The following is a 20,973-nucleotide window of genomic DNA, read 5'->3' as shown; positions in this document are numbered from 1 at the left end:
CTCGATTGCTGAAAAGTGCCCCACCCTAATAAACAACCCACTCAAAGTCAACCGTTTGTCGGCAGCGCTCCGGACAGCCGCTGCACGTTCAGGTCGTACCCATTGGCACCGACGATGCGCACCGGCACAATCTCTCCGTTGGCCGACCGGGTCTCCTGGGGGAAATACGCCACCCCATCGATATCGGGCGCCTGACCGCGCGTGCGACCCCACACCCGCCCCTGTTCGTCGGTGTCACACATCAGGACGGCCTGCTCAGCGCCAATCAGCGACAGCTGTTTTTTGCGCACGACCTGATACTGGCGTTCCATGAGCCGGGTCCAGCGCTCGTGTTTGAGCTCTGGCCCGACCTGGTCTGCCATCAGCCCGGCCCGCGTGCCCTCTTCCTGCGAGTAGCGGAAAACGCCGACGTGATCAATTTCCGCTTCGCCGATGAAGTCGAGCAGCTGCCGAAAATCGTCTTCCTGCTCGCCCGGAAAGCCGACGATGAAAGAGCTGCGCAGCACGACGCCGGGGATATGGGTCCGAATCCGGTCCAGCAGGCGGCGAATACCGTCCCCGCTTTTTTCTCGGCGCATCGCCCGCAGCATCCGGTCGCTGATGTGCTGGAGGGGCAGGTCGATGTAGGGGCAGATCTTGTCTTCCTCGGCAATGCAGCGCAGCATGGCCGCGTCCAGATAGTTCGGGTAGCAGTACAGTAGGCGGATCCAGTCAATGCCGTCCACCCGGCACAGCGCCCGCAGCAGCCCCAGCAGGGTGGTGCCGTCGCGTCGCTCCCGGCCGTAGGCGGTCAGATCCTGGGCGATCAGGTTGAGTTCGCGCACACCTTGGGCGGCCAGGGTCTCGGTTTCGGCTAGCAGGGAGTCGATGGAACGACTCTCTTGTCGGCCCCGAATCTTGGGGATGATACAGAAGGCGCACTGATGGTTACAGCCCTCGGCGACCTTGAGGTAGGCGGAGTAAAACGGCGTGGTCGGGACGCGTGGGGTGGTCTGATCGGGCAAAATGTGGCCCGCGCCGACATACGAGACCGGACCGTCCAGGGCGGCCCGCTTGGCGCGCAGAATGTCGGTGATCCGCAGAAACTCGCCGGTGCCGACAAACACGTCCACCTCGGGCAGCGAGGCCCGCAGCTCGGGTGCGTAGCGCTGGGCCAGGCAGCCGGTCACGATGAGTTGCTTGGCCGGGCTGTGTTCTTTGTAGGTGGCCAGCTCAAGAATCGTTTCAATCGACTCTTCCTTGGCCTCGTCGATAAAGCTACAGGTGTTGACCATCAGGATGCCGGCCTGGTCTGGGTCGAGGCTCATGGTGTAGCCAGCCTGAGCCAGCAGGCCGAGCATCACCTCTCCGTCGACCAGGTTCTTGGGGCAGCCCAGGTTGACCATGTATACGGTGTTGTCCATGCCGGGTGTGTGGAGGCGGGGACAGATGCTGCCCGGCCTCATTCATCCTCATCCTTGTCATCTTTGCGTTGCTGGAGGAAACGCTGTAGCGCGTCTTCCATATCATGGCCGTTGGCGTGGCCGTTGCCGTTGCCTTTGGGCGCGGTCTCCAGTCCGACTCCTTCCTCCTGGTCCCGTTCTTCGAGCTGTTTGACATAGGCGGCCATATTGGGATTCTCGGATACGGCCTGGGCGACCTTGGCATCAAAATCGAACGCCTGGGTGCTCAACTCGGCGGTTTCAATGCTGAACTGGAGGAAGGACTCGAGCCGTTCGACCAGGGCCAGGGCGGCCTTGGGGTTGGGTGTGGCCGAGATATAGTGCGGCACATTGGCCCAAAAGCTGGCCGAGGTCACGCTGGCTTGGCGGCAGGCGTCGTTGAACACGCCGACAATGCCGGTCGGACCTTCGTAGCGGGACGGGGTGACCTGAATCTGGCTGGCCAGGGTCGGATCGCTGGAGAAACCCACCACCCGAACCGGCCGCGAGTAGGCCACATCGGCCAGCAGCGCCCCGAGGGTAATGACCAGATTCACCCCGCACTGTTTGGCCAGGTCGAGAATGGCGGCTGAGTAGGTTTTCCACTTCAACTGCGGTTCAATGCCAACCCCCAGAATCAGGTTGCGGCGCAGGGCCGGGGTCGTGGAGTAAAAAAAGTCGTTGGCCGGCCACTTGATCTCCCGGTACAGCCCTTCTTTGAGGCGGACCTGGGGCCGGGTTTCCGAAAAATCATAGAATTCCTCAGGGTCAATGTCGGCAAACTTGCGGGCTTGCAGACCCTTGACCAGGAACTCCGCGGCATGTGTCGCCGCATTCCCGGCGTCGTTCCAGCCGGCAAAGGCGACGATCAAGACCGGGTCGGTGAGTGTGGGGAGTTCGTGTATCTGTAGTGCGCTCATCACTTCCCCTCCTTGTGAGCTGCGGGCACATGGCACGCCCATGCACTGCTGAAGCGTCGCAGGAGTCTACCTGCTTCCCGAAGTGTTGCCAAGGGATTCAAGCCAGGGCAGGCTGTCTTTGAACACATAGCCTCCCAGCACGACGAGGGCGAGGAGAACAAGCCCGATGACGATTGGGCGGGAAAACTGGCGCGCCGTGCGCTGGGGCGCGCCCGCTCCGGGTGTCTCGTGTCGGATATCGGCCAGGAATTGAGGAACGGTTTCGGCCGGGTCCAGGTCGAGAAACGTCGAGTAGGTACGCAAAAAGGGGACGAGATACAGGGCATCGGCCAGCACGCGCGGATCGCCCTGGCCCTCTAAAATGGACAAATAGGACTCTGGGATGCGCGTCTGGCTGCACACCTCTTGGGACGACAGCCCCTGCTCTTCCCGTTTTTGTTTGAGTAGTGTGGCGAGTTCTCCGGGCATGTCGTGTGCTTTCCGAGTACGGCGCCGGCTCAGACGGCCAGGCGTTGGCAAAGTGGATGCTGAGTTCTTCTTGATCAGGGAGTCATCATCGTCTGTTTTGGAGCAGATACGCTTCAATGAAGGGATCAATATCGCCGTCGAGCACCGCGTCCGTATTCCCGATCTCGACCCCGGTGCGGTGGTCCTTGACCAGCCGGTAGGGGTGCAGGACATACGAGCGGATTTGACTGCCCCAGGCAATATCCTTTTTGCTCTTTTCCAGATCTTCCAGCCGCTCTTTTTGTTTCTCCAGCTCGTGTTCATACAAACGGGCGCGGAGGATTTTCATCGCCATCGTCCGGTTGCGGTGCTGCGATCGCTCATTTTGACAGGTGACGACAAGGCCGCTCGGCAGATGGGTCAGGCGGACGGCCGAGTCGGTTTTATTGACGTGCTGGCCGCCCGCTCCGCTGGCCCGATAGGTATCGACGCGAAGATCCTCGGGACGAATATCGATCTCAACGCTGTCGTCGATCTCCGGATACACAAACAGCGAGGCGAAGGAGGTATGGCGCCGGGCGTTGCCGTCAAACGGAGAGATGCGGACGAGCCGATGAATCCCCGCTTCGGCGCGGAGATAGCCGTAGGCATAGGCGCCTTCAACGGTGAAGGTCGCATTTTTCAGGCCGCCGCCTTCTGCCGGCAGATACTCGGCAACCTCGGTGCGAAAGCCGCGCCGCTCCGTCCAGCGCAGGTACAGGCGCAACAGCATATCGGCCCAGTCCTGGGCTTCGAGTCCGCCGGCGCCGGGGCGCAGGCTGACGATTGCGTTGTGGCTGTCGTGCTCACCGCCGAGCAGCTGGTGCATCTCGGCCGTGCTGACGGCCTGACCAATCTCGACCAGTGTGGTTTCGACCTCGTCGGTCGCCTCGGCATCGCCGGCCTCGGCCATTTCAAAGAAAACCAGGGCGTCGGCCAGCGCCTGCTGCTGCGTTTTCCAGTCGCCGACCGTATCGCGCAGCGCGGCGCGCTCTTTGAGGACAGCCTGGGCTGTGTCCTGGTCGTGCCAGAATTCGCCAGCGCCGATCAGCTCTTCGAGCGCAGCGATGCGGGCCTCTTTGGCGGCGATGTCAAAGATGCCTCCCGAGATTGTCTACCCGGGCCTGGAGTTCAGTCAGTTTTTCCTTCATCTCGGCCAGCATGGCGTCCTCCCTTGGAGACGATGATCCGTGTTTGATCGGGTGGTGGTCACTGTCTACGGCGGTGTTGGTAATACCGCACGCCGCGATATCCTAGCATACCCAGACAGCCGAGGGCACACAGGCGCGCGAAGATGTCGCCATACCTGGTATAAAAGCTGGTCACCCGAGGCCAGCTGATGTCTTCGACAAAGAACGTCGTCTCATACAGCTGCGTGCGGGTTCGTACCGCGCCGGTCACATCAACAACTGCGGAAATGCCGGTGTTGGCCGCCCGGACGAGCGGCACCCGGTTTTCCACCGCGCGCAGGGCTCCCATCATCAGGTGTTGATACGGGGCGGCGGTCCGGCCGAACCAGGCGTCATTGGTGATATTCACCAGAAAGGTAGCTCCGCCTTCAACAAAGCGGCGAGCCAAGTCCGGAAAAATGTCCTCGTAGCAAATCAGGACGCCAAAGGCGTGCGGCGGCAGCGGAAAAACGGTCGGCGTGGTGCCGGGGGCAAAATCGCCAATACCTTCGACGAGCTTATCCAGAAAAAACAGAAAGCTGTCCTGAAAAGGGATGAACTCCCCGAACGGGGTGAGAATGATCTTGTCATAGCGATCCACGACCTCGGCCTCGGCCGACAGCAGATAGGCCCGGTTGAACAGGGTGACGCGACGCGGGCTGCGCTGGAAGGCAGGGCTGCCGAACAGCAGCGGGGTCTTCATTTCACGGGCCAGACCGAGAATCCGGCCACGGTAGGTATGGTCTGACTGAAAGAAAAAGGGCACTGCGGTTTCCGGCCAGACGATCAGCCCAGTGCCCTGGGCGGCGGCCTGGCGCGTCATCCGGGCGTAGCGGGCGATGGTTTCAGCCTGAAAAGCCGGATGCCATTTTTCATCCTGTTCGATATTGCCCTGGACGACGCCGACGCGCAGGCGCTGGTCGTGGGGCAGGCTGGCCAGCTGGGATCGGCGCCACGAACCCCAGGCCATAACGCACAGGATGAGGACCAGCGTTCCTACCAGTAGCCGCCCGCGCCCGGGGCCGCGCTTACAGGCCAAGGTGAACACGACCAGGTTGCCGAAGATGACCAGGGCCGAGATACCGTAGACGCTGGTCAGTTCGGCGATCTGGATCAGGTTCAGCGACTGATGTTGCGAATAGCCCAGACTGACCCACGGAAAACCGATGAAGAAAAACGACCGCAGCCACTCCAGGCTGACCCACAGCAGGGGCCCAAAAATCAGAAGCCATCGCCAGTTGCCCTTACACCAGCGGACGCCCAGGGCAAAGGCGCCGGTGTAGGCGGCCAGAATGCTGCACATCAGGAACAGGGGGATGACGGCGACAACCGGATGGATGTTGCTGTACAGACCGATGGTGTGCACGACCCAGTAGACGGTGCACAGATAGAAGCCCATGCCGCCCATCCAGCCGTAGAAAAAGGCCTGGCGCAGGGAGCCTTCCCACACCACCCAGACCAGGGGAACAAAGGCGACCCAGGCCACAAAGCCGAGATCGGCTTTGGGAAAGGCGAGCGACAGCAACATGCCGCTGGCAAAGACCAGGGCGGTCTGTCTGGAGCGCAGCAGGGACAGCATGGTGAGGTCTTTAGAGCTGGGCTTTGAGCTCGCGTTCCTTGCGCCGCATCCGCCTCGCCTCGCTGGCTGAGACCTCGTGGTCGTAGCCCACTAGGTGTAAAATCCCGTGAATCAACAAGCTCTGGAGTTCTTCCGCCAGGCCGATGCCACGGCCGGCGGCCTGGCGGCTGGCGGTCTCGACCGAGATGATGACATCGCCGAGCAGAAACGGGCAGGCCGCATCGGCTAAGGGAAAGGACAGCACATCAGTCGGGCTGTCCTGGTGGCGGTACTGACGGTTGAGACGGCGGATCTGCGGATCGCGAACCAGGGCGATGCTGAGTTCGGTCGGGGTCTGTCCCAGATGGCGGAGGATCGTCTTGGCCCAGCTGCGCAGTAGGGTCCGACTCACCGTCGGTACTGTTCCGCAGATGTCGATGACGAGCCCCGGCTTGGCGCTGCCGGCGGCGGTCTCGGCGGGCGTGTCTGGTCTGCTCTCGTTTTTCTTGGTCGCGTTCATAGGCGCTAATCACATCCTGGACCAGCCGGTGGCGGACCACATCCTTCTCGGTGAACAGGGTAAACTCAATGCCGTCAATATTGCGCAGAATGGAGCGCGCTTCTTTGAGGCCGGACCGGGTGCCGGGCGGCAGATCGATCTGGGTGATGTCGCCGGTGATGACCGCCTGTGAGCCATAGCCGAGGCGGGTCAGGAACATCTTCATTTGCTCACTCGTGGTGTTCTGGGCCTCGTCCAGAATGACAAAGGAATCGTTGAGCGTCCGGCCCCGCATGAACGCCAGGGGCGCGACCTCAATCGTGCCGCGTTCGATCATTTTTCGCGCCCGGTCAAAATCGACCATGTCGTACAGGGCGTCGTACAGGGGCCGCAGATAGGGATTGATCTTTTCGGCCAGGTCGCCGGGCAGAAAGCCGAGTTTTTCTCCGGCTTCGACCGCCGGCCGGGTGAGGACCACCCGGCTCACCTTCTGCTTCATGAGGGCGGCGACCGCCACGGCCATGGCCAGATAGGTTTTTCCGGTGCCCGCCGGGCCGATGCCGAACACGATGTCGTGGCTGCGGATGGCGTCGATGTACGACTTTTGGGCCAGGCTTTTGGGCGTGATCGTGCGGCGTTTGGACGAGATATAGACGGTATCCAGAAAGATGTCGCGCAGCTTGGCCGACCGGTTGCGGCTCAGGATGCGAATGGCGTAGTCAACGTCGCTGGGATAGACCGGATAGCCGCTTTTAATCAAGCCGTACAGCTGGGTCGCAACCCGGCCGGCGAGGTCGCGCAGGTGGTCCTCGCCGGCGATGTTCAGACCGGACCCCGTGGCCGAGATTTTTACCCCCAGCGCCTTTTCCATGCCGCGCAGGTGGGCGTCCTGGTTCCCCAGCAGGTCGCGGAAGAAACGAGGATCGTCAAACTCCAGGTGGGACGTGTCTCGGAGGTGATGCTCCATATGGCTCCGGGCTGGCGTGGCGTCTCAAGACCGGGGAACGCTGACCGTCTCATTGAGCGATCAGCGTTCCTCCGTACCGTGCTCAATCAGCTCATACACCTTTTGCAGCGCTTCATCCAGCCGTGCAGGATTTTTGCCGCCAGCCTGGGCAAAGTCCGGCCGGCCGCCACCACCGCCACCGACGATCGGAGCGAGCTGTTTGATCAGCGCCCCGGCCTGATAGCGCTCGGTCACGTCTTTGCTGACCGCCGCCAGCAAATTGACCCGCTCGCCCTTGACCAAGCCCAACACGATGACTCCCGGCTGGAGTTTATCGCGCAGCCGGTCGGCCATCTCCCGCAGACCTGCGGCGTCGATCCCCTCGACCCGGGTGGCCAGGACGTTGACGCCGTGCAGCTGTCGCGCCTGACTGAGCAGCGCATCGCTCTGCGAGCCGGCCACCTGGCTTTGCAGCTCGGCCAGCTGCTTTTCCAACTCGCGCTGTTGGGCCAACAGGCGGGTGATCTTGGCGGTCACGTCTTCTTCCGCGCCCTTGACCAGCGTCCCGACCTCTTTGAGCAGTTGCTCTTTGTGGCGCACCCAGTCGAGGGCGGCATCGCCTGTCGTGGCTTCGACGCGCCGTACCCCGGACGCCACGCCGCTCTCGGCTCTGAGCTTGAACAGACCAATATCGCCGGTGCGGCCGACATGCGTGCCGCCGCACAGTTCGGTTGAGAAGTCCCCCATCCGGACCACCCGGACACGCTCGCCGTATTTTTCGCCGAAGAAGGCCAGTGCGCCGCCTTTGAGCGCCTCGTTGAGGGACATCTCCGTGCTGCTCACCTCGGCGTTGTCACGGATATGGGTATTGACCAGGGTCTCGATGTGGGCCAGCTCGTCCGGTTTGACCGGGCTGGTATGAGTAAAGTCGAAACGCAGGCGGTCCGGGGTCACCAGGGAGCCGGCTTGGCGGACATGGCTGCCCAAGACCTGTCTGAGCGCGGCGTGCATCACGTGGGTGGCCGAGTGGTTGAGTCGGGTCGCCTCGCGCCGCGCGGTGTCGAGGATGAGACGCACCCGGTCGCCGGTCTGAACCGCCCCACGGCTGACCCGGCCGCGATGAACCGTCAGCAGCGGCTGGGGCTTCTGGGTATCGAGAATCTCGACCAGATCACCCCGGGCGGTCTCCAGGCGGCCGCTATCCCCCACCTGACCACCGGATTCGCCGTAAAAAGGAGTCTCGGCGGTGACAATCTCGACCGCTTGCCCCTGACCGACCGGACCGCTGCGCGATTCTCCATCGACCAGCACGGCCAGGATCTCGGATTCCCACTCGGTAATCCGGTCGCCGACAAAACGGGAGTGCAGGTCCGTCAGACCGGTGTTGATATAGACGAGGTCTTTCTGGCTCTCGCGGGCGCGGCTGCGCTGCTGTTCCATGGCCTGCTCAAAACCGTCCCGGTCCAGCGCGAACCCCTCGGAGGCCAGGAAGTCTTCGGTCAGGTCCAGCGGGAAACCGTAGGTATCGTACAGGCGAAAGGCAATCTCTCCTGACAGGCGGGTGGCCGAGTCGGTCCGCAGGCTGCCGATCTCCTGCTCCAGCAGGGCCAAGCCCCTGCCCAGGGTGTCGGAAAAGCGTTCTTCCTCGGTGCGGATGACCTCGCTGAGATAGTCCCTGCGCTCGGTCAGTTCGGGATATGCCCGGCCCATCAGCGATACCACACTGTCAACGACGCGCCACAAAAAGGGCTGCTCAAAGCCGATCAGCCGCCCGTGGCGCAGGGCCCGACGCATGATGCGGCGCAGCACATAGCCCCGGCCGTCGTTGGTCGGCACCACACCGTCGGCAATCGCAATCGCGGCTGCCCGGGCGTGGTCGGCAATCACCCGAAAGGAAATGTCGCTGTCCGGCGTGCTGCCGTAACGGATCGGGCTGAGCGCTTCGGTGGCGCGGATGACGTCGCGCAGCAGGTCGGAGTCGTAATTGCCCGGCACGTCCTGGAGGACTGCGGCGACACGCTCCAGACCCATGCCGGTATCCACATGGGTGGCCGGCAGGTCGTCGAGCGAGCGGTCGGGGTTGCGGTTGTACTGAACGAACACCAGATTCCACAGCTCAATAAAGCGCGGGCAGTCGGCGTTGACGCCGCAGGTGTGGCCCGGGGTGTTGACCAGCTCGCACGACCCCGGCCCACGGTCGATGTGAATCTCGGAGCACGGTCCGCACGGTCCGGTCTCGCCCATCTCCCAGAAATTGTCTTTTTCGCCAAAGCGCAGAATCTGGTCCGGATTGATGCTGGTCTGCGTCCGCCACAACGTGTCGGCTTCATCGTCGGTGGTATACACGCTGGCCCACAGCTGCTCGGGGGGCAGCTGCCATACCTCGGTCAGCAGTTCCCAGGCCCAGCCAATGGCTTCGGCTTTGTAGTAATCGCCAAACGACCAGTTGCCGAGCATCTCAAAGAAGGTGTGATGATAGGTATCGCGGCCGACTTCTTCGAGGTCATTGTGTTTGCCCGACACCCGCAGACACTTCTGGGAATCGACCACCCGGGGATGGGCCGGCTGTTCCATACCCAGAAAGATATTCTTGAACGGCACCATGCCCGCATTGGTGAACAGGAGCGTCGGGTCGCTGGCTGGAATGATAGACGCGCTGGGCACAATGCGATGGCCCCGGTCGGCAAAAAAACGCAGAAAACTGTCTCGAATCTCGTTTCCCGTCATGGCTCGTCTTCTTTCGGCCGCTGGGCTCACTCGACCAAAAGGGTCGATGACGACCTCGTCTACATGAGATCGTCGACCCCCTGTTCATCTTCGGGTTCATCCCGGGGCGGTCTACCCAACAGCTGTTTGGCAAGCTCGTAGGAATAGCCACGGCGCAGGAGCAGGCGCAACGCCCGGGCATAGGTCTTGGCTTGTTGTAGCGCGTCCGCAGGAAAACGGCTAGCCAGCAGCTTGCGGGCAGCCTCGAGTTCGAGGGCCGGCTGTCGCGCGTCAAGCGTCTGCTCAATCAGGGCGGAATCGAGCTGGTGGTGGACGAGTTTTTGCCGGATGGCGGCCGGGCCAAAGCCGCGCGCCTGGAAGCGCTCGGTCAGCGCGGCGGCCATCCGGGCGTCGTTGAGATAGCCCTGGCTGCTGAGGCGGGTGACGGTCCGCTCCACCGCGTGGGGGCTGAAGCCGCTGGCGCGCATCTTTGCCGCCAGGCCGGCCGTGCTGTAGGCGCGGCGACCCAGCAGGCGGTAGGCGTAGTCGAGGGGGCTACGCGTGCCTTTGGCGGTCCTCATCGTTTCCCTTGCCGCCGCCGGACTCCGGCCGCCGAGTCGTAGTCGAGATACTCGCGCGGCGAGAAGTACTCCCGCGCCCCTCGGGTGGCTAAGTCTTGCAGCAGGGAGTCGGCCAGGACCAGGGCAACCATGGCCTCGGCAATCGGCACGCCGCGGATGGCCACGCACGGGTCGTGCCGCCCGCGGGTGGCCACCGTGCGCGGCTGAAAATGCACATCAATCGTGTTTTTGTCCTGGGGGATGGAGGAGGTCGGCTTGACCACCAGGCGCGCGACAATCGGTGCGCCAGAGGAAATGCCACCCAGCATACCGCCATGATTATTGCTCACAAAGCCTGTCGGAGACAGCTCATCGTTCATCTGGCTGCCGCGCATGGCGGCGGCGGCAAAACCGGCTCCGAACTCGACCCCCTTGACCGCCGGGATGGACATCAGGGCGGCGGCCAGTTCGGCGTCGAGCTTGCCGAACACCGGCTCGCCCAGCCCGGGCGGTACGCCTTCGGCCACGACCTCGATCACCCCGCCGACCGAATCGCGCTCTTTTCTGGCCCGTTCGATCTCGGCCCGCATGGCGGCCACGCTGGCCGGATCAACGCTGCGCAGCTCGTTGTCTTCGACCGTGTCCCACAGCCGTGCCTGGGCGCAGACTTTGCCGACCTGGGTGACGCCGCCCTTGATCGTGATCCCGAACCGGGCCAGCAGCTGCTTGGCGAGGGCGCCGGCAAACACCCGCCCGACCGATTCCCGCACTGATGCCCTGCCTCCGCCCCGATGGTCGCGGTGGCCGTACTTGGCGAAATAGGTGAAGTCGGCGTGTCCGGGCCGGAACAGCTGGGCGAGTTCGTCATAGTCTCTGGAACGCGTGTCGGTATTCGAGACCATGGCCATCAGCGGGGTGCCGGTCGTCTTGCCCTCGAACACGCCCGAGAAGACCTCGATCTGGTCGCCCTCTTTACGCTGGGTGACCAGTTTGGATTGGCCGGGCCGGCGGCGATTCATCTCGTGCTGAATGGCGGCCAGGTCAAGCGGGAAGTCGGCCGGAAAGCCGTCCACAACCACGCCCACGGCTCGGCCGTGGCTCTCGCCGAAGGTGGTCACTCGTAAGACGGTTCCAAAGGTGTTGCCTGGCATGGCTGTCCTGATGCAGTGGGGAGAGGCCGAGGCGAAAGTTATACCACCTCATCCTCGTGCAAGCGCCGGATTTCCTCCGCGCTCAAACCCAGCTGGCGCAAAATCTCATCGGTCTGCTGGCCTTTCTCCGGGGTGGGCGTGCGGACCCCACCGGGCGTGCGGCTGAGGCTGACGGGCAGGCCCAGGACCTGAATGTCACCCAGCTGGGGGTGGCCAAGCGGGGTGGCCAAGCCCAGGTGTTCGACCTGTTCATTGGCAAAGACCTGATCAATCGACAGAATGGGACCGCTCGGCACGCCCGCGGCGTTGAGTGCGGCGATCCACTCGGCCGCGGTTTTGTGGGCCAGCCGGGCTTCCATCTCACGGCTCAGCTCGTCACGGTTGCGCGAGCGTCGGCCCGGTGAGGCAAAGCGCGGGTCGTCGTACAATTCGTCGGCTTCAAGCACATGGCACAAGCGTTTCCACATATGCTGGCCACCCGAGGCGATGTTGATATGACCGTCTTTGACCTTGAAGCTGCCGGTCGGGATACTGGTCGGGTGGTTGTTGCCGGCTTGGGGGGGGACTTCCTGGCCGATCAGCCAGCGTGTGGCCTGAAAATCGAGCATGGACACCATGGCTTCGAGCAGCGAGGTGTGGACCCACTGACCTTCACCCGAGCGCTCGCGTTCGAGCAGGGCAACCAGAATGCCCTGGGCGGCCAGCAGGCCGGCGCTCAGGTCGGCGACCGGGATGCCGACCCGCCACGGTCCGCTGCCCGGCTGGCCGGTGATGCTCATCAAACCGCCCATGCCTTGGGCAATCTGGTCATAGCCGGGACGGTCTTTATACGGTCCGGTCTGGCCAAAGCCGGAGATGCTGGCGTAGACCAGGCGCGGGTTGAGGGGTTTCAGCGCCTCATAGTCGATGCCGAGGCGCTTTTTCACGGCGGGCCGATAGTTTTCGACCAGCACGTCGGCGTCGCGCACCAGCTTTTTGAGAATGTCTTTGCCGCGCTCGTCTTTGAGATTCAGCACCAGACTGCGCTTGTTGCGGTGCAGGTTCTGAAAGTCGAAATGATGCCGGCTGGTCCCTTCTTCGTCGTTGGGCTGCTCGACTTTGATGACATCGGCGCCCATATCGGCCAGCTGGCGGACGCAGGTCGGGCCGGCGCGGGCGCGGGTAAGGTCGATCACACTGATATGCTCAAGGGGCAGTGCCATGTCCGTATGTGTCCTCGTATTTGACAGCCAATTTGACAAACCAGAAAAATCATAAGCTCTGCAAAACTAACGATTTTTTCTCCTCATAGCAAGGAAACAGGCAAAATTCCGTCCGTATTTGACACGTTATTTGACAGCCAATTTGACACAGCTTTGGCCAGCAGTCGCCACCCCGAACGTGTCCACGACCATCCGGCTGTCGCAAGACGTGCTGGCCCACTATCGGAAGTCGGACGCAGCACGGCCCGGTATCAGCGTCACTTCAACACGAGTCGTTCTGGTCTGTATCGTAAGCGGACGGCGGCCGCGGCGGGGCCGTTTTGTGTTCGTGCCCGGGACGGGCTAGAATGGCAGCGGCTGGACCCAGCCTACGGTGATCAACCCGGAGAGGTGGCTTATGCCGACTCATGTGTTCCCCAGTACAGATTGGAAAACCGGGCTTCGGCAATGGGGCTTGGAGCCCGGCCGTCCGCTGAAATCGAGTGTTGAGATTGCTGTCCCAGCGGCGGACGTGTGGCAGGCCATCGCTGCACCGGGCAATCTCAAGCAGTTTCATCCCTTCTGTGCCGCGACGGAAGTCGAACGCTGGCCGGGGCTGGGCTCTCGTGATTCCATTACCTACTACAGTGGCATTCGCTACCAGAGAAATTTCGTGGACTGGCGGGAGGGGGTTGGCTACGACATCGAACTGGGGGCTCCGCCCAATCAGACCGCCCGGGTTCTGTGGCGCATTGCTCCGACTTCTCTGGAGACCTGTCGCCTGTCGATAGAAGTGTTTCCGCTGCTGAAATCCGCGCTGAGTGCTGAGAAGAAACAGGCGTATCAGGCACGCCTCTTTGGGGAAGTCCTCCAGCACTATCTTGCGTGTGTGGTGCAAGGCGTCCAGTTCTTCGCCACGACTGGCCAGACAGTCAGCAAGAATCAGTTTGGCAAAAACTCCCTGTATTCCGACTAGCCGTTCTCTCATAAACAGGTGAGCCCGGCCCCCTCTCTTCTTCCTTGTTCTTGCAAGGTAGACACTTTGCGCGTTATCGGGCGGAGGGGGCTGTACGGCCAGGTGGTGGTGGGGAGGAAAAACAGGGACTTACGGCCCTGAATATGCTATGCTCGGCTGAAGAATGTGAGGCAAAAGGGCGAGTTAGCCGAAGAATGTTCGGTGCGGGGGCCAGCAGCAAGCGAAACGCTTGCATGCGTGAGGAAGGAGCGGAAGGGATGACGAAGGAACAGGCGGTGTTGGAACTGCGGCAGGCGCTGGGCAAGGTGGACCGGGATCTGCGGCTTTTCGGGGCTACGGAGGGTCAGCAGGCGGCGGACCGCACCTGGGGGGCGCTGGAACATGACATGGCCGTGCTGCAAACGACCTGGAAACAGATACGGGCCGAGCAGGCGCCGAGCGAGGTGAAGATCATCGGTCCCTACCCGTCAGCCGAGAAAGTCCACCAAGAGATCGGCGGGTATGAGGCGCGTGGGTGGCATTTCGACGGCGAGCAAGGCAACGATGCCGATTTAGAGCGCAATGGTGCGTATTATTTTGCCCGGGTGACGCGCCCCCGCCCTTGACCGGAGAGGCGAACCGGATGAGCGAACAGGCCAAATCCGGTCCGGCTGCGGCCGCTCAAAAGCGTCCGCTCCCGATGTCTAGCCGCCTTGCGGTGCTTTTCCGTCACTCTTCAGCTCGACCATCTCCAGCACCATCGTCCAACATGTGATATGGTGAATACACATATTCATTCGCCAAGGAGGCTCTGACATGGCGACTTCGATCCGTCTTGCTCCTGAGATCGAACAACGGCTTGACTTTCTGGCCTCACAGACCGGGCGCACCAAGGCTTTCTATCTGCGTGAACTCATCGAACGTGGCCTTGAGGATATGGAAGACTACTACCTCGCTGCGGACGTGCTGGAGCGTCTGCGCAAAGGCCAGGAAAAAACGCACGCTGCGGCGGACGTGAGGGCCGACCTTGGCCTGGACGATTGAGTACACGGACACGGCCAAGACCCAGCTTCGCAAACTCGGGAAGCAGACGGCCCGACGCATTGCCAATTACATGGACGGGCGGGCTGTGGCGTTACCGGGTCGGCGATTGCCGTGTGATTTGCGACATCCAGGATGATGTTTTGCGCGTCCTGGTGGTGAGAATTGGCAACCGCCGCGAGGTGTACCGTTAAGGCTACGCTTCCGTAAGGACGAGTCGCTCTTCAATAATAGGCGGAGTTGATACCGCGGATGTGGAGTGTGTCGGCACGAGAGCCCGGCCGGCCCTTTTCGCTGGACAATAGCGGCGCGGGTATGCCATGTAACACCACAAGGAGGGCGTGGCTATGCAAGGAGTTTCCCACGTGGCAATTGGCGTCAGCGATATGGATCGATCCCTGCCGTTTTATCGCGATGTGCTGGGCCTGACCGTGACCCGCGAGGCCGAGGAGAATGTCGGCGGTCTGCCGACGCTGTTCCACGATGTGCAAAAAGGCAAACGCCGGGCGGCAAGGTGTTGACGTGTCTGTTCCAGGACCCGGATGGCATTATTTTGCAGTCAAGGTGAACGATGATGACCGCCCGAGCAAGAAGAGATCATCGTTCACCTTGTTGACGAACGGATTTCCTAAGATCACATAAGGAGGACGGGCATGGCACTCCGTAAGCCAACCGGTGATGAACTGCGACGCTTGGCCGAGGCGCATCATTTCGAGCTGAGTGAGGAAGAACTCGAGGCTTTCCAGTCAATGCTGCCGGGCATGTTTGCATCCCTGGACGAGCTGGACCAGAAACCGACCAATCTGCCCCCGGTCACCTATCGAGACCGCGACCCCGGGGTGCGCCCCCGTCCTGAGGATGACCCGCTTAACGCGATCGTGCGGCGCTGCTCGGTCAAGGGGGCGGCGTCGGGCAAGTTGGCCGGCAAACGGCTGGGTATCAAGGACAATGTGTGTATCGCCGGCCTGCCCATGACCTGCGCCTCGCTGGTCCTGGACGGCTATGTGCCGGATATAGACGCGACGATTATCACCCGGATTCTCGACGCCGGGGGAGAGGTGACGGCGGTCCTGAATATGGATAACTTCGCCTTTTCCGGCGGCGGGCATACCAGCGCCTACGGGCCGACCCGGAATCAGCATAATCCCGAGCACAGCGCCGGCGGTTCTTCGGGGGGCTCCGGGGCCGCCCTGTCGTACGACGATATCGACATGACGATTGGTGGTGACCAGGGCGGTTCCATACGCATCCCGGCCTCGTGGTGCGGGGTGGTCGGCCATAAGCCCACCCACAGCCTCGTCCCTTATACCGGTATTGTCGGCATTGACCCCACCTTCGATCACACCGGCCCAATGACCAGCACGGTGACCGATGCGGCCCTGCTGCTGGAGGTCATTGCGGGCAAAGACCCGCTCGACCCCCGCCAGTACGAGGTGCCGGTCCAGCCCTACACCCAGGAGCTGGAGAAAGATATCAGCGGGTTGCGAGTGGGCGTGGTGCGTGAGGGATTTGGTACGCCGGTGTCACAGCCCGGGGTGGATGCCAAGGTCCACGAGGCGGTCAGCGCGTTGGGCGAGTTGGGAGCCGAGGTGCACGAGGTGTCCATTCCGGCGCATATCGAAGCCGGCGGCATTACCTGGGCGCTGATTGCCGAAGGCATGGCCGCCCTGGTGTATGGCAATGGGGTCGGCCATCACTCGAAGGGGCTCTACAACGAGAGCTTCGCCAATACGCTCGGCAAGTCCCTCCAGGCGCAAGCCCAGGATCTGCCCGCCCAGGTGAAGCTGGTGGTGCTGATGGGCTCGTACCTGAACCAAGCCTATCACGGACGTTTGTACGCCAAGGCCCAGAATCAACGCCGGGCGCTCCAGGCGGCCTATGACACGGTGTTGGAGCAGTGTGATGTGCTGGTCATGCCCACCACCCCGATGGTTGCCCAGCGGCATGAGGCCGGGCAGTCCGTACAGCAGAACCTGAATTTCGGCTGGACCATGCTGGCCAACACGGCCCCGTTCGATATGACCGGCCATCCATCGCTGACCGTGCCGTGCGGCAAGTCCGATGGGCTGCCCGTCGGCCTGATGCTGACCGGCCGGCATTTTGAAGACGGCACGCTGTTGCGGATGGGACACGCGTTTGAGCGGCAGGCGGCGTGGCAGACACGCTAGAAGCCAAGCCGTCTCAGGGCAGCATGGCCACCGCTTCAATTTCGACCTTGGCCCGCTCGTCAAACAGACCGCTCACCCCGGCTAGGGTCATGGCCGGGAAGTGGCGGCCCATGTGTTTGCGGTAGGCCGTGCCTATGGCGCTGCCTCTGGCCGTGTATTCGCGCGGATCGACGACGAGCAGGTTGATTTTCACAATGTCCTCGACCGCCCCACCTGCGGCGCGGACAACCGTGAGGACATTGCCCAAGGCCCGATCAAACTGCTCGACAAGATCGTCGCTGACCAGCCTGCCCTGCGCGTCATTACCGACCTGGCCCGAGACATACAGCGTCTGGCCGCTACCGGCTGCACCGTGGCTGAAGCCGGGCGGTCTGGCCAGGTCGGGAGGATTCAGCAAGCGGTGAGCCATGATTCTTTCGTGTGGCCGGTGATCAGGATTTTGTGGCGGCAACCAGGAACTGCGGCAAACAGAAAAAGTACTCGCCGCTGTCTAGCCGGGCTTTGATGTCGGCCAGCCAGGCGTCGGCCTCGGCCTGACTCACCGTCCCAGAGACAGTGGCGTAGTGGTACAGGCTCTTTTCCAGCATGGGCAGCGCGTGGCCGACCCGGTCGGGGCTGGCAAAGATCCTGGTCGTGATGTCGGTCAGCCCGGCCGCCTGGCACAAGCGGGGCAGTTTGCGACCGATACGGGGCTCTTTGGTGGCGGTCGATGTCACGGCCTGGAGAACACGGTCGTGCAAGGCTTCGTCACTGGCATCCAGGGCCAGCATGTCCCAGTCGCTGTCGATCAGCACGATTGTGCCGCCGGGTTTTGCCACCCGGGCAATTTCTTGCACCGTTGCTGCGGCCGAGTCCACGTATTCCAGCACGTTCTTGCAAAACACCCGATCAAAAGCCTGGTCGGCGAAGGGCAGGGGAGGGAAGTCGGCGCGTTCATAGCGGACCTGAGGCAGACCCTGGTGCTGGGCCTGCGCCTGTGCGCGCTCGACGAATGTTGCATTGATATCAACGCCGACGGCCTGGCCGTCGCTGCCGACCCGACGGCCGAACTCCAGCGTGATGGAGCCGGGACCAGAACCAACGTCGAGCACCGACTGTCCGGGCTGCACATCGAGCGGCGCCAGCAGGGGCGCCATCCGCGGGTGGTAGCCGAGCAGGCTGTCGTAGATGGAAAAACGGCTGTGTTCGATGTCGATCCAGTGCTGCTTGTAATACGGAAGGGCCATTTACTCGCCTATCAGGATGTGTCTCGCCTCTTGCGGGCTTGCGGGCTGTCTGCCGTGAGCGCGGGCGACCTCGACCGCCCAGTTGACATAGTCGGCGTTGCTCTGGGCCGGAGAGCCGTCGACCAGCGTGTCGCGGTCTTCAAAGCCGATCCGCAGATGGGCTCCGGTCGAGATGGCCAGGCTGGCGATGGTGAAAACACTGTCTTCAATGCCGTGGGCGATCCAGGTGGCGTTCGGAAAGACCTCTCTGACGCAGTCCGTCATATAGGCGTAGCTGCGTGGCGTACCCGGCATGATCTGAAAGCCCTGACCAAAGCGACCTGAGAATTCAACCAGGAGGTAGCGCGGTGGCGGCAGCAAGCCGTCTTCCACAAACATGGCGACATTCGACAGGAAGCCGGTATCGAGTACGGCCGGCTCGGGCACAATCCCGCGCTCGCGGCACACCTGTATGGTCTGTCTGATATCGTCGTAAGAGTTGGGAATGGCGATTGTGCGCCGGCCACCCTCGGACAGTGGAGTATTGAAGACAATATTGCCCGAGTTGAGCGAGATCATATCGACCGGCTCGGGCGTTTCCCGCAAATAGCGCAGGACCTGCTCGAGCGTGGCGTCCGGCATCCGGGCGGTGGTGTGGTTGATAATCAGATCGGTCTGGTCCCGAATCATCCGGTCGGCTTCGGCATACCAGTCTGGATCGTAGCTGATGCCGCCTTCGGGGGTGCGGGCGTGGATGTGAACGACAGCGGCGCCGGCCTCCGCACAGCGGCGCGCCTCGGCCGCCACCTCCGCCGGCGTCCAGGGTACCTGCGGGCTGCGTTCCCGCCCGCGCATCCCGTTCAGACAGGCTTTAATTACAATTTTATCCATGGTTCATCCTCGAAAGAGCTGAAACGCTCAGCGCGGTTTCTTCAGCAAGTCCACGCGTTCCTCCCTGTTCCCATCCTCATCTTGCGTATCTGCCCGAGCGCTAGTGTCCCAAATACCGCAGGGCATTCTCACCCAGTACCCGCCGCTTGGCCTGATCCGGCATGTCGTCACGTTCGCTGATGGCGGCAACCGCACCGGGGAACATGGCGTCCCAGTGCGGATAGTCGGAGGCAAAGACAATCTTGTCGTCGCCCAGTACCTCAACTACATGGGCGATCTCTTCTTCGTCTGGATCACACGAGATGAAGCAGTTGCCGTCTGCGAGATACTCACTGGGTTTTTTAGTGATATGAGGCATCTCGTCGGTCCGCTTTTCATAATGCTCGTCAAGCCGGGCCAGCCAGTACGGAGCCCAGCCGCAGGCGGCTTCGAGGAAGGCGACCCGAAGCTTGGGAAATTTCTCTAAAATACCACCGCACAGCACGGTCGACATCGCCAACATGGTATCGAAAGCGAAGCCACAGGCGTGGGCCAGCACATAGTTGTTGACGAAACGGTCAACGCCCGCCCCGCCGCCGCCAAAGTGAAAGCCAACGGACACATTCAGGTCTTGGGCCAATTCGTACAGCGGATAATAGCTGGGATGATCGGGATTTTTGCCGACCGCGTTGGTTTGGATCTGGAGGGTGACCATCCCTAACTCTTTGACCGCCCGTTCGGCTTCCTTGAGCGCTGCGGTCATGTCTTGGAGGGGTAAAGAGACGACGCCTTTGAGGCGTTTGGGATCGGCTTTGCAATAGTCTGACAGCCAGTTGTTATACGCCCGGCACAAGGCTACGCCATAGTCCCGATCCTCCAGCCAACACAGACCCAGCGCGGTCGTACCGTACAGCACCGCGATATCAATGCCGTCGGTATCCATGTCTCTGAGGCGGGCGTGCGGATCATAGCCCCCCTCCCGGCGACACGCCGCGCGGACAATCCCTTCGGGGTTCCAGGCGCCCCGGCCCTCTGGCGTCGGCCACAGCTTGCCCTCAATCAGATAACGCTCGGTGCCGCGACTATCGGGCACGATGCGAGGACGGCGGTCTTGGTAGGCGGATTCGAGGTAGTCTTTCCACATCTCCTCTTGTTCAAAGACGTGTCCGTCAATGTCGATGACCTGATATGCGCCCATGGCTGATCCCTCCTGCACGACCGCCCAAGTCTGGCACTCCGAGAGCGCAACTGTCAAGCTGTAATACGGTACGACTCTCAGTCTGAATTTTCTTGGAGGAACGGCGCGGACCGCACTCCGGTACTCGCTGTTCAAGGCGAAACAAAGTCGGTCCGCACCGCGGTTACAGGCACGACCACGGTGAGCCTAGGAGCCTGCAAGGGAGCGGGTGACAGCCCAAAGTGGCTTGCTACACCGCTCCCTTGCGCAGCGCGTTAACGAGCGCTGCGGATCAGGAAGTTCACCGAGAACGCTTCCGGGGTGTTAATCGGGGTTTGCTCGTTGAAGTACCACTCCTGGGTCCACTCACTCGCCGATCTGGCGTAGCCGGACGGCGCGTCCCACTTGGTCGAGTGGGCCAGCTGGAGGTCAGAACCCTGACCGTGCGGGGTGAAGGCCCACACGTCCTCGTAGTTGTACGTGGCGCCGTCCAGCTTGTTGACCGGATAGCCCTCGTACGGTGTGCCGACGTAGTTGAACAGGTTGAACCAGAACTTCCACAGCTCACCACCCTGGTCGTACATCTCGGCGAAGCTCATGCCCCAGAAGTCTTTGTCGATGTACATGAGGCGCTTGGAGTAGGCGTACTGGCTGTAGGCTGTCGGAATCCCTTCGACTACGTACACCGGCCGCCGTTCCCACGGAATATTGCAGGGGATAAAGGCCGTCGTGCCGCTCGTGCCGTCGGGCTCGGCGCACCAGACCTTACGGGTGCCGTACAGGCCGATGTGAACCGGAGCCAGGATGTCTTTTTCAGACAGGATCCGGAAGGTCCAGTAGGAATGCTTGGAGTTGAAGCCCCACAGCGAGTCGAGGTCTACGTCGGTGCCCCAGAAGGCGTCGCTGCGGTTGGCCACACTGATGCGCCGCACACGACGCAGCTCCGGCAGGTACATGTAG

21 protein-coding genes and 1 pseudogene are annotated in these 20,973 nt (G+C 62.1%); 6 read left to right on the top strand and 16 right to left on the bottom strand.

Features of this window, described 5'->3' with window-relative positions; genetic code table 11:
* Positions 1 to 47: 47 nt before the first annotated feature.
* The 11 genes from rimO to J4F42_02690 all read right to left on the bottom strand — a co-directional run bounded on the left by rimO (position 48) and on the right by J4F42_02690 (position 12,618).
* Positions 48 to 1,445: a 30S ribosomal protein S12 methylthiotransferase RimO gene (rimO, locus tag J4F42_02740; protein ID MCE2484405.1), complete on the bottom strand. Its 1,398-nt coding sequence runs from the start codon at positions 1,443 to 1,445 to the stop codon at positions 48 to 50.
* Entirely contained in the window at positions 1,442 to 2,341 is a 900-nt protein-coding gene (locus tag J4F42_02735) for a PAC2 family protein (GenBank protein MCE2484404.1), read from the bottom strand. The genes rimO and J4F42_02735 overlap by 4 nt, the downstream gene beginning before the upstream one ends.
* A gap of 66 nt (positions 2,342 to 2,407) precedes the next feature.
* Entirely contained in the window at positions 2,408 to 2,809 is a 402-nt protein-coding gene (locus tag J4F42_02730) for a helix-turn-helix domain-containing protein (GenBank protein MCE2484403.1), read from the bottom strand.
* Between the two features lie 85 nt (positions 2,810 to 2,894).
* Positions 2,895 to 3,938, bottom strand: coding sequence for a peptide chain release factor 2 (prfB, locus tag J4F42_02725; GenBank protein MCE2484402.1), 1,044 nt, complete (start codon positions 3,936 to 3,938; stop codon positions 2,895 to 2,897).
* A 98-nt stretch (positions 3,939 to 4,036) separates the two neighbouring features.
* Positions 4,037 to 5,575, bottom strand: coding sequence for an apolipoprotein N-acyltransferase (gene lnt, locus J4F42_02720; protein MCE2484401.1), 1,539 nt, complete (start codon positions 5,573 to 5,575; stop codon positions 4,037 to 4,039).
* A gap of 10 nt (positions 5,576 to 5,585) precedes the next feature.
* Entirely contained in the window at positions 5,586 to 5,819 is a 234-nt protein-coding gene (gene ybeY / locus J4F42_02715; GenBank protein MCE2484400.1) for an rRNA maturation RNase YbeY, read from the bottom strand.
* A gap of 1 nt (position 5,820) precedes the next feature.
* The gene (locus J4F42_02710; GenBank protein ID MCE2484399.1) at positions 5,821 to 7,020 is read right to left on the bottom strand and encodes a PhoH family protein; all 1,200 of its coding nucleotides are present in this window, start codon (positions 7,018 to 7,020) and stop codon (positions 5,821 to 5,823) included.
* A 60-nt stretch (positions 7,021 to 7,080) separates the two neighbouring features.
* Positions 7,081 to 9,726 (bottom strand): alanine--tRNA ligase, encoded by a 2,646-nt coding sequence (alaS, locus tag J4F42_02705; protein ID MCE2484398.1) that lies wholly within the window; start codon positions 9,724 to 9,726, stop codon positions 7,081 to 7,083.
* 59 nt (positions 9,727 to 9,785) lie between these two features.
* Complete coding sequence (locus tag J4F42_02700; GenBank protein MCE2484397.1) at positions 9,786 to 10,286, bottom strand: RecX family transcriptional regulator; 501 nt, start codon at positions 10,284 to 10,286, stop codon at positions 9,786 to 9,788.
* Complete coding sequence (gene aroC / locus J4F42_02695) at positions 10,283 to 11,416, bottom strand: chorismate synthase (protein ID MCE2484396.1); 1,134 nt, start codon at positions 11,414 to 11,416, stop codon at positions 10,283 to 10,285. Before aroC ends, J4F42_02700 begins: the two co-directional genes overlap by 4 nt.
* Positions 11,417 to 11,454: 38 nt before the next feature.
* Entirely contained in the window at positions 11,455 to 12,618 is a 1,164-nt protein-coding gene (locus J4F42_02690; protein MCE2484395.1) for a CoA transferase, read from the bottom strand.
* A gap of 397 nt (positions 12,619 to 13,015) precedes the next feature.
* Between J4F42_02690 and J4F42_02685 the strand changes: the two genes are divergently transcribed.
* The 6 genes and pseudogenes from J4F42_02685 (at position 13,016) to J4F42_02660 (ending at position 16,761) form a co-directional block, all read left to right on the top strand.
* Positions 13,016 to 13,573, top strand: coding sequence for an SRPBCC family protein (locus J4F42_02685; protein ID MCE2484394.1), 558 nt, complete (start codon positions 13,016 to 13,018; stop codon positions 13,571 to 13,573).
* 257 nt (positions 13,574 to 13,830) lie between these two features.
* Positions 13,831 to 14,178 carry a hypothetical protein gene (locus J4F42_02680; GenBank protein ID MCE2484393.1) on the top strand — a complete coding sequence of 116 codons (348 nt, stop codon included), beginning with the start codon at positions 13,831 to 13,833 and terminating at the stop codon, positions 14,176 to 14,178.
* Positions 14,179 to 14,368: 190 nt separating this feature from the next.
* Complete coding sequence (locus J4F42_02675) at positions 14,369 to 14,596, top strand: CopG family transcriptional regulator (protein ID MCE2484392.1); 228 nt, start codon at positions 14,369 to 14,371, stop codon at positions 14,594 to 14,596.
* Positions 14,580 to 14,787 (top strand): annotated as a pseudogene (locus J4F42_02670) (type II toxin-antitoxin system RelE/ParE family toxin). The gene J4F42_02675 and the pseudogene J4F42_02670 overlap by 17 nt, the downstream one beginning before the upstream one ends.
* Before the next feature lie 171 nt (positions 14,788 to 14,958).
* Positions 14,959 to 15,114, top strand: a complete 156-nt coding sequence (locus J4F42_02665; GenBank protein ID MCE2484391.1) for a VOC family protein — start codon at positions 14,959 to 14,961, stop codon at positions 15,112 to 15,114.
* Between the two features lie 132 nt (positions 15,115 to 15,246).
* Positions 15,247 to 16,761: an amidase gene (locus J4F42_02660; GenBank protein ID MCE2484390.1), complete on the top strand. Its 1,515-nt coding sequence runs from the start codon at positions 15,247 to 15,249 to the stop codon at positions 16,759 to 16,761.
* A 13-nt stretch (positions 16,762 to 16,774) separates the two neighbouring features.
* On the opposite strand, the gene J4F42_02655 is transcribed toward J4F42_02660, so the two are convergent.
* From J4F42_02655 to J4F42_02635, 5 genes are all read right to left on the bottom strand, one after another.
* Positions 16,775 to 17,170 carry a RidA family protein gene (locus J4F42_02655; GenBank protein ID MCE2484389.1) on the bottom strand — a complete coding sequence of 132 codons (396 nt, stop codon included), beginning with the start codon at positions 17,168 to 17,170 and terminating at the stop codon, positions 16,775 to 16,777.
* Between the two features lie 22 nt (positions 17,171 to 17,192).
* Positions 17,193 to 17,987, bottom strand: a complete 795-nt coding sequence (locus J4F42_02650; GenBank protein ID MCE2484388.1) for a methyltransferase domain-containing protein — start codon at positions 17,985 to 17,987, stop codon at positions 17,193 to 17,195.
* Positions 17,988 to 18,857: a 3-keto-5-aminohexanoate cleavage protein gene (locus tag J4F42_02645; protein MCE2484387.1), complete on the bottom strand. Its 870-nt coding sequence runs from the start codon at positions 18,855 to 18,857 to the stop codon at positions 17,988 to 17,990.
* Between the two features lie 100 nt (positions 18,858 to 18,957).
* Positions 18,958 to 20,034: an amidohydrolase gene (locus J4F42_02640; GenBank protein ID MCE2484386.1), complete on the bottom strand. Its 1,077-nt coding sequence runs from the start codon at positions 20,032 to 20,034 to the stop codon at positions 18,958 to 18,960.
* Between the two features lie 254 nt (positions 20,035 to 20,288).
* The coding region (locus tag J4F42_02635) for an outer membrane lipoprotein-sorting protein (GenBank protein MCE2484385.1) at positions 20,289 to 20,973 on the bottom strand (685 nt) is incomplete at its 5' end.

The sequence above is a fragment of the Desulfurellaceae bacterium genome, from assembly GCA_021296095.1.
GTDB lineage: Bacteria > Desulfobacterota > Binatia > Bin18 > Bin18 > JAAXHF01.
The sequence above is the reverse complement of the archived record's forward strand: the minus strand, read 5'-3'. Positions and strand labels throughout refer to the sequence as shown.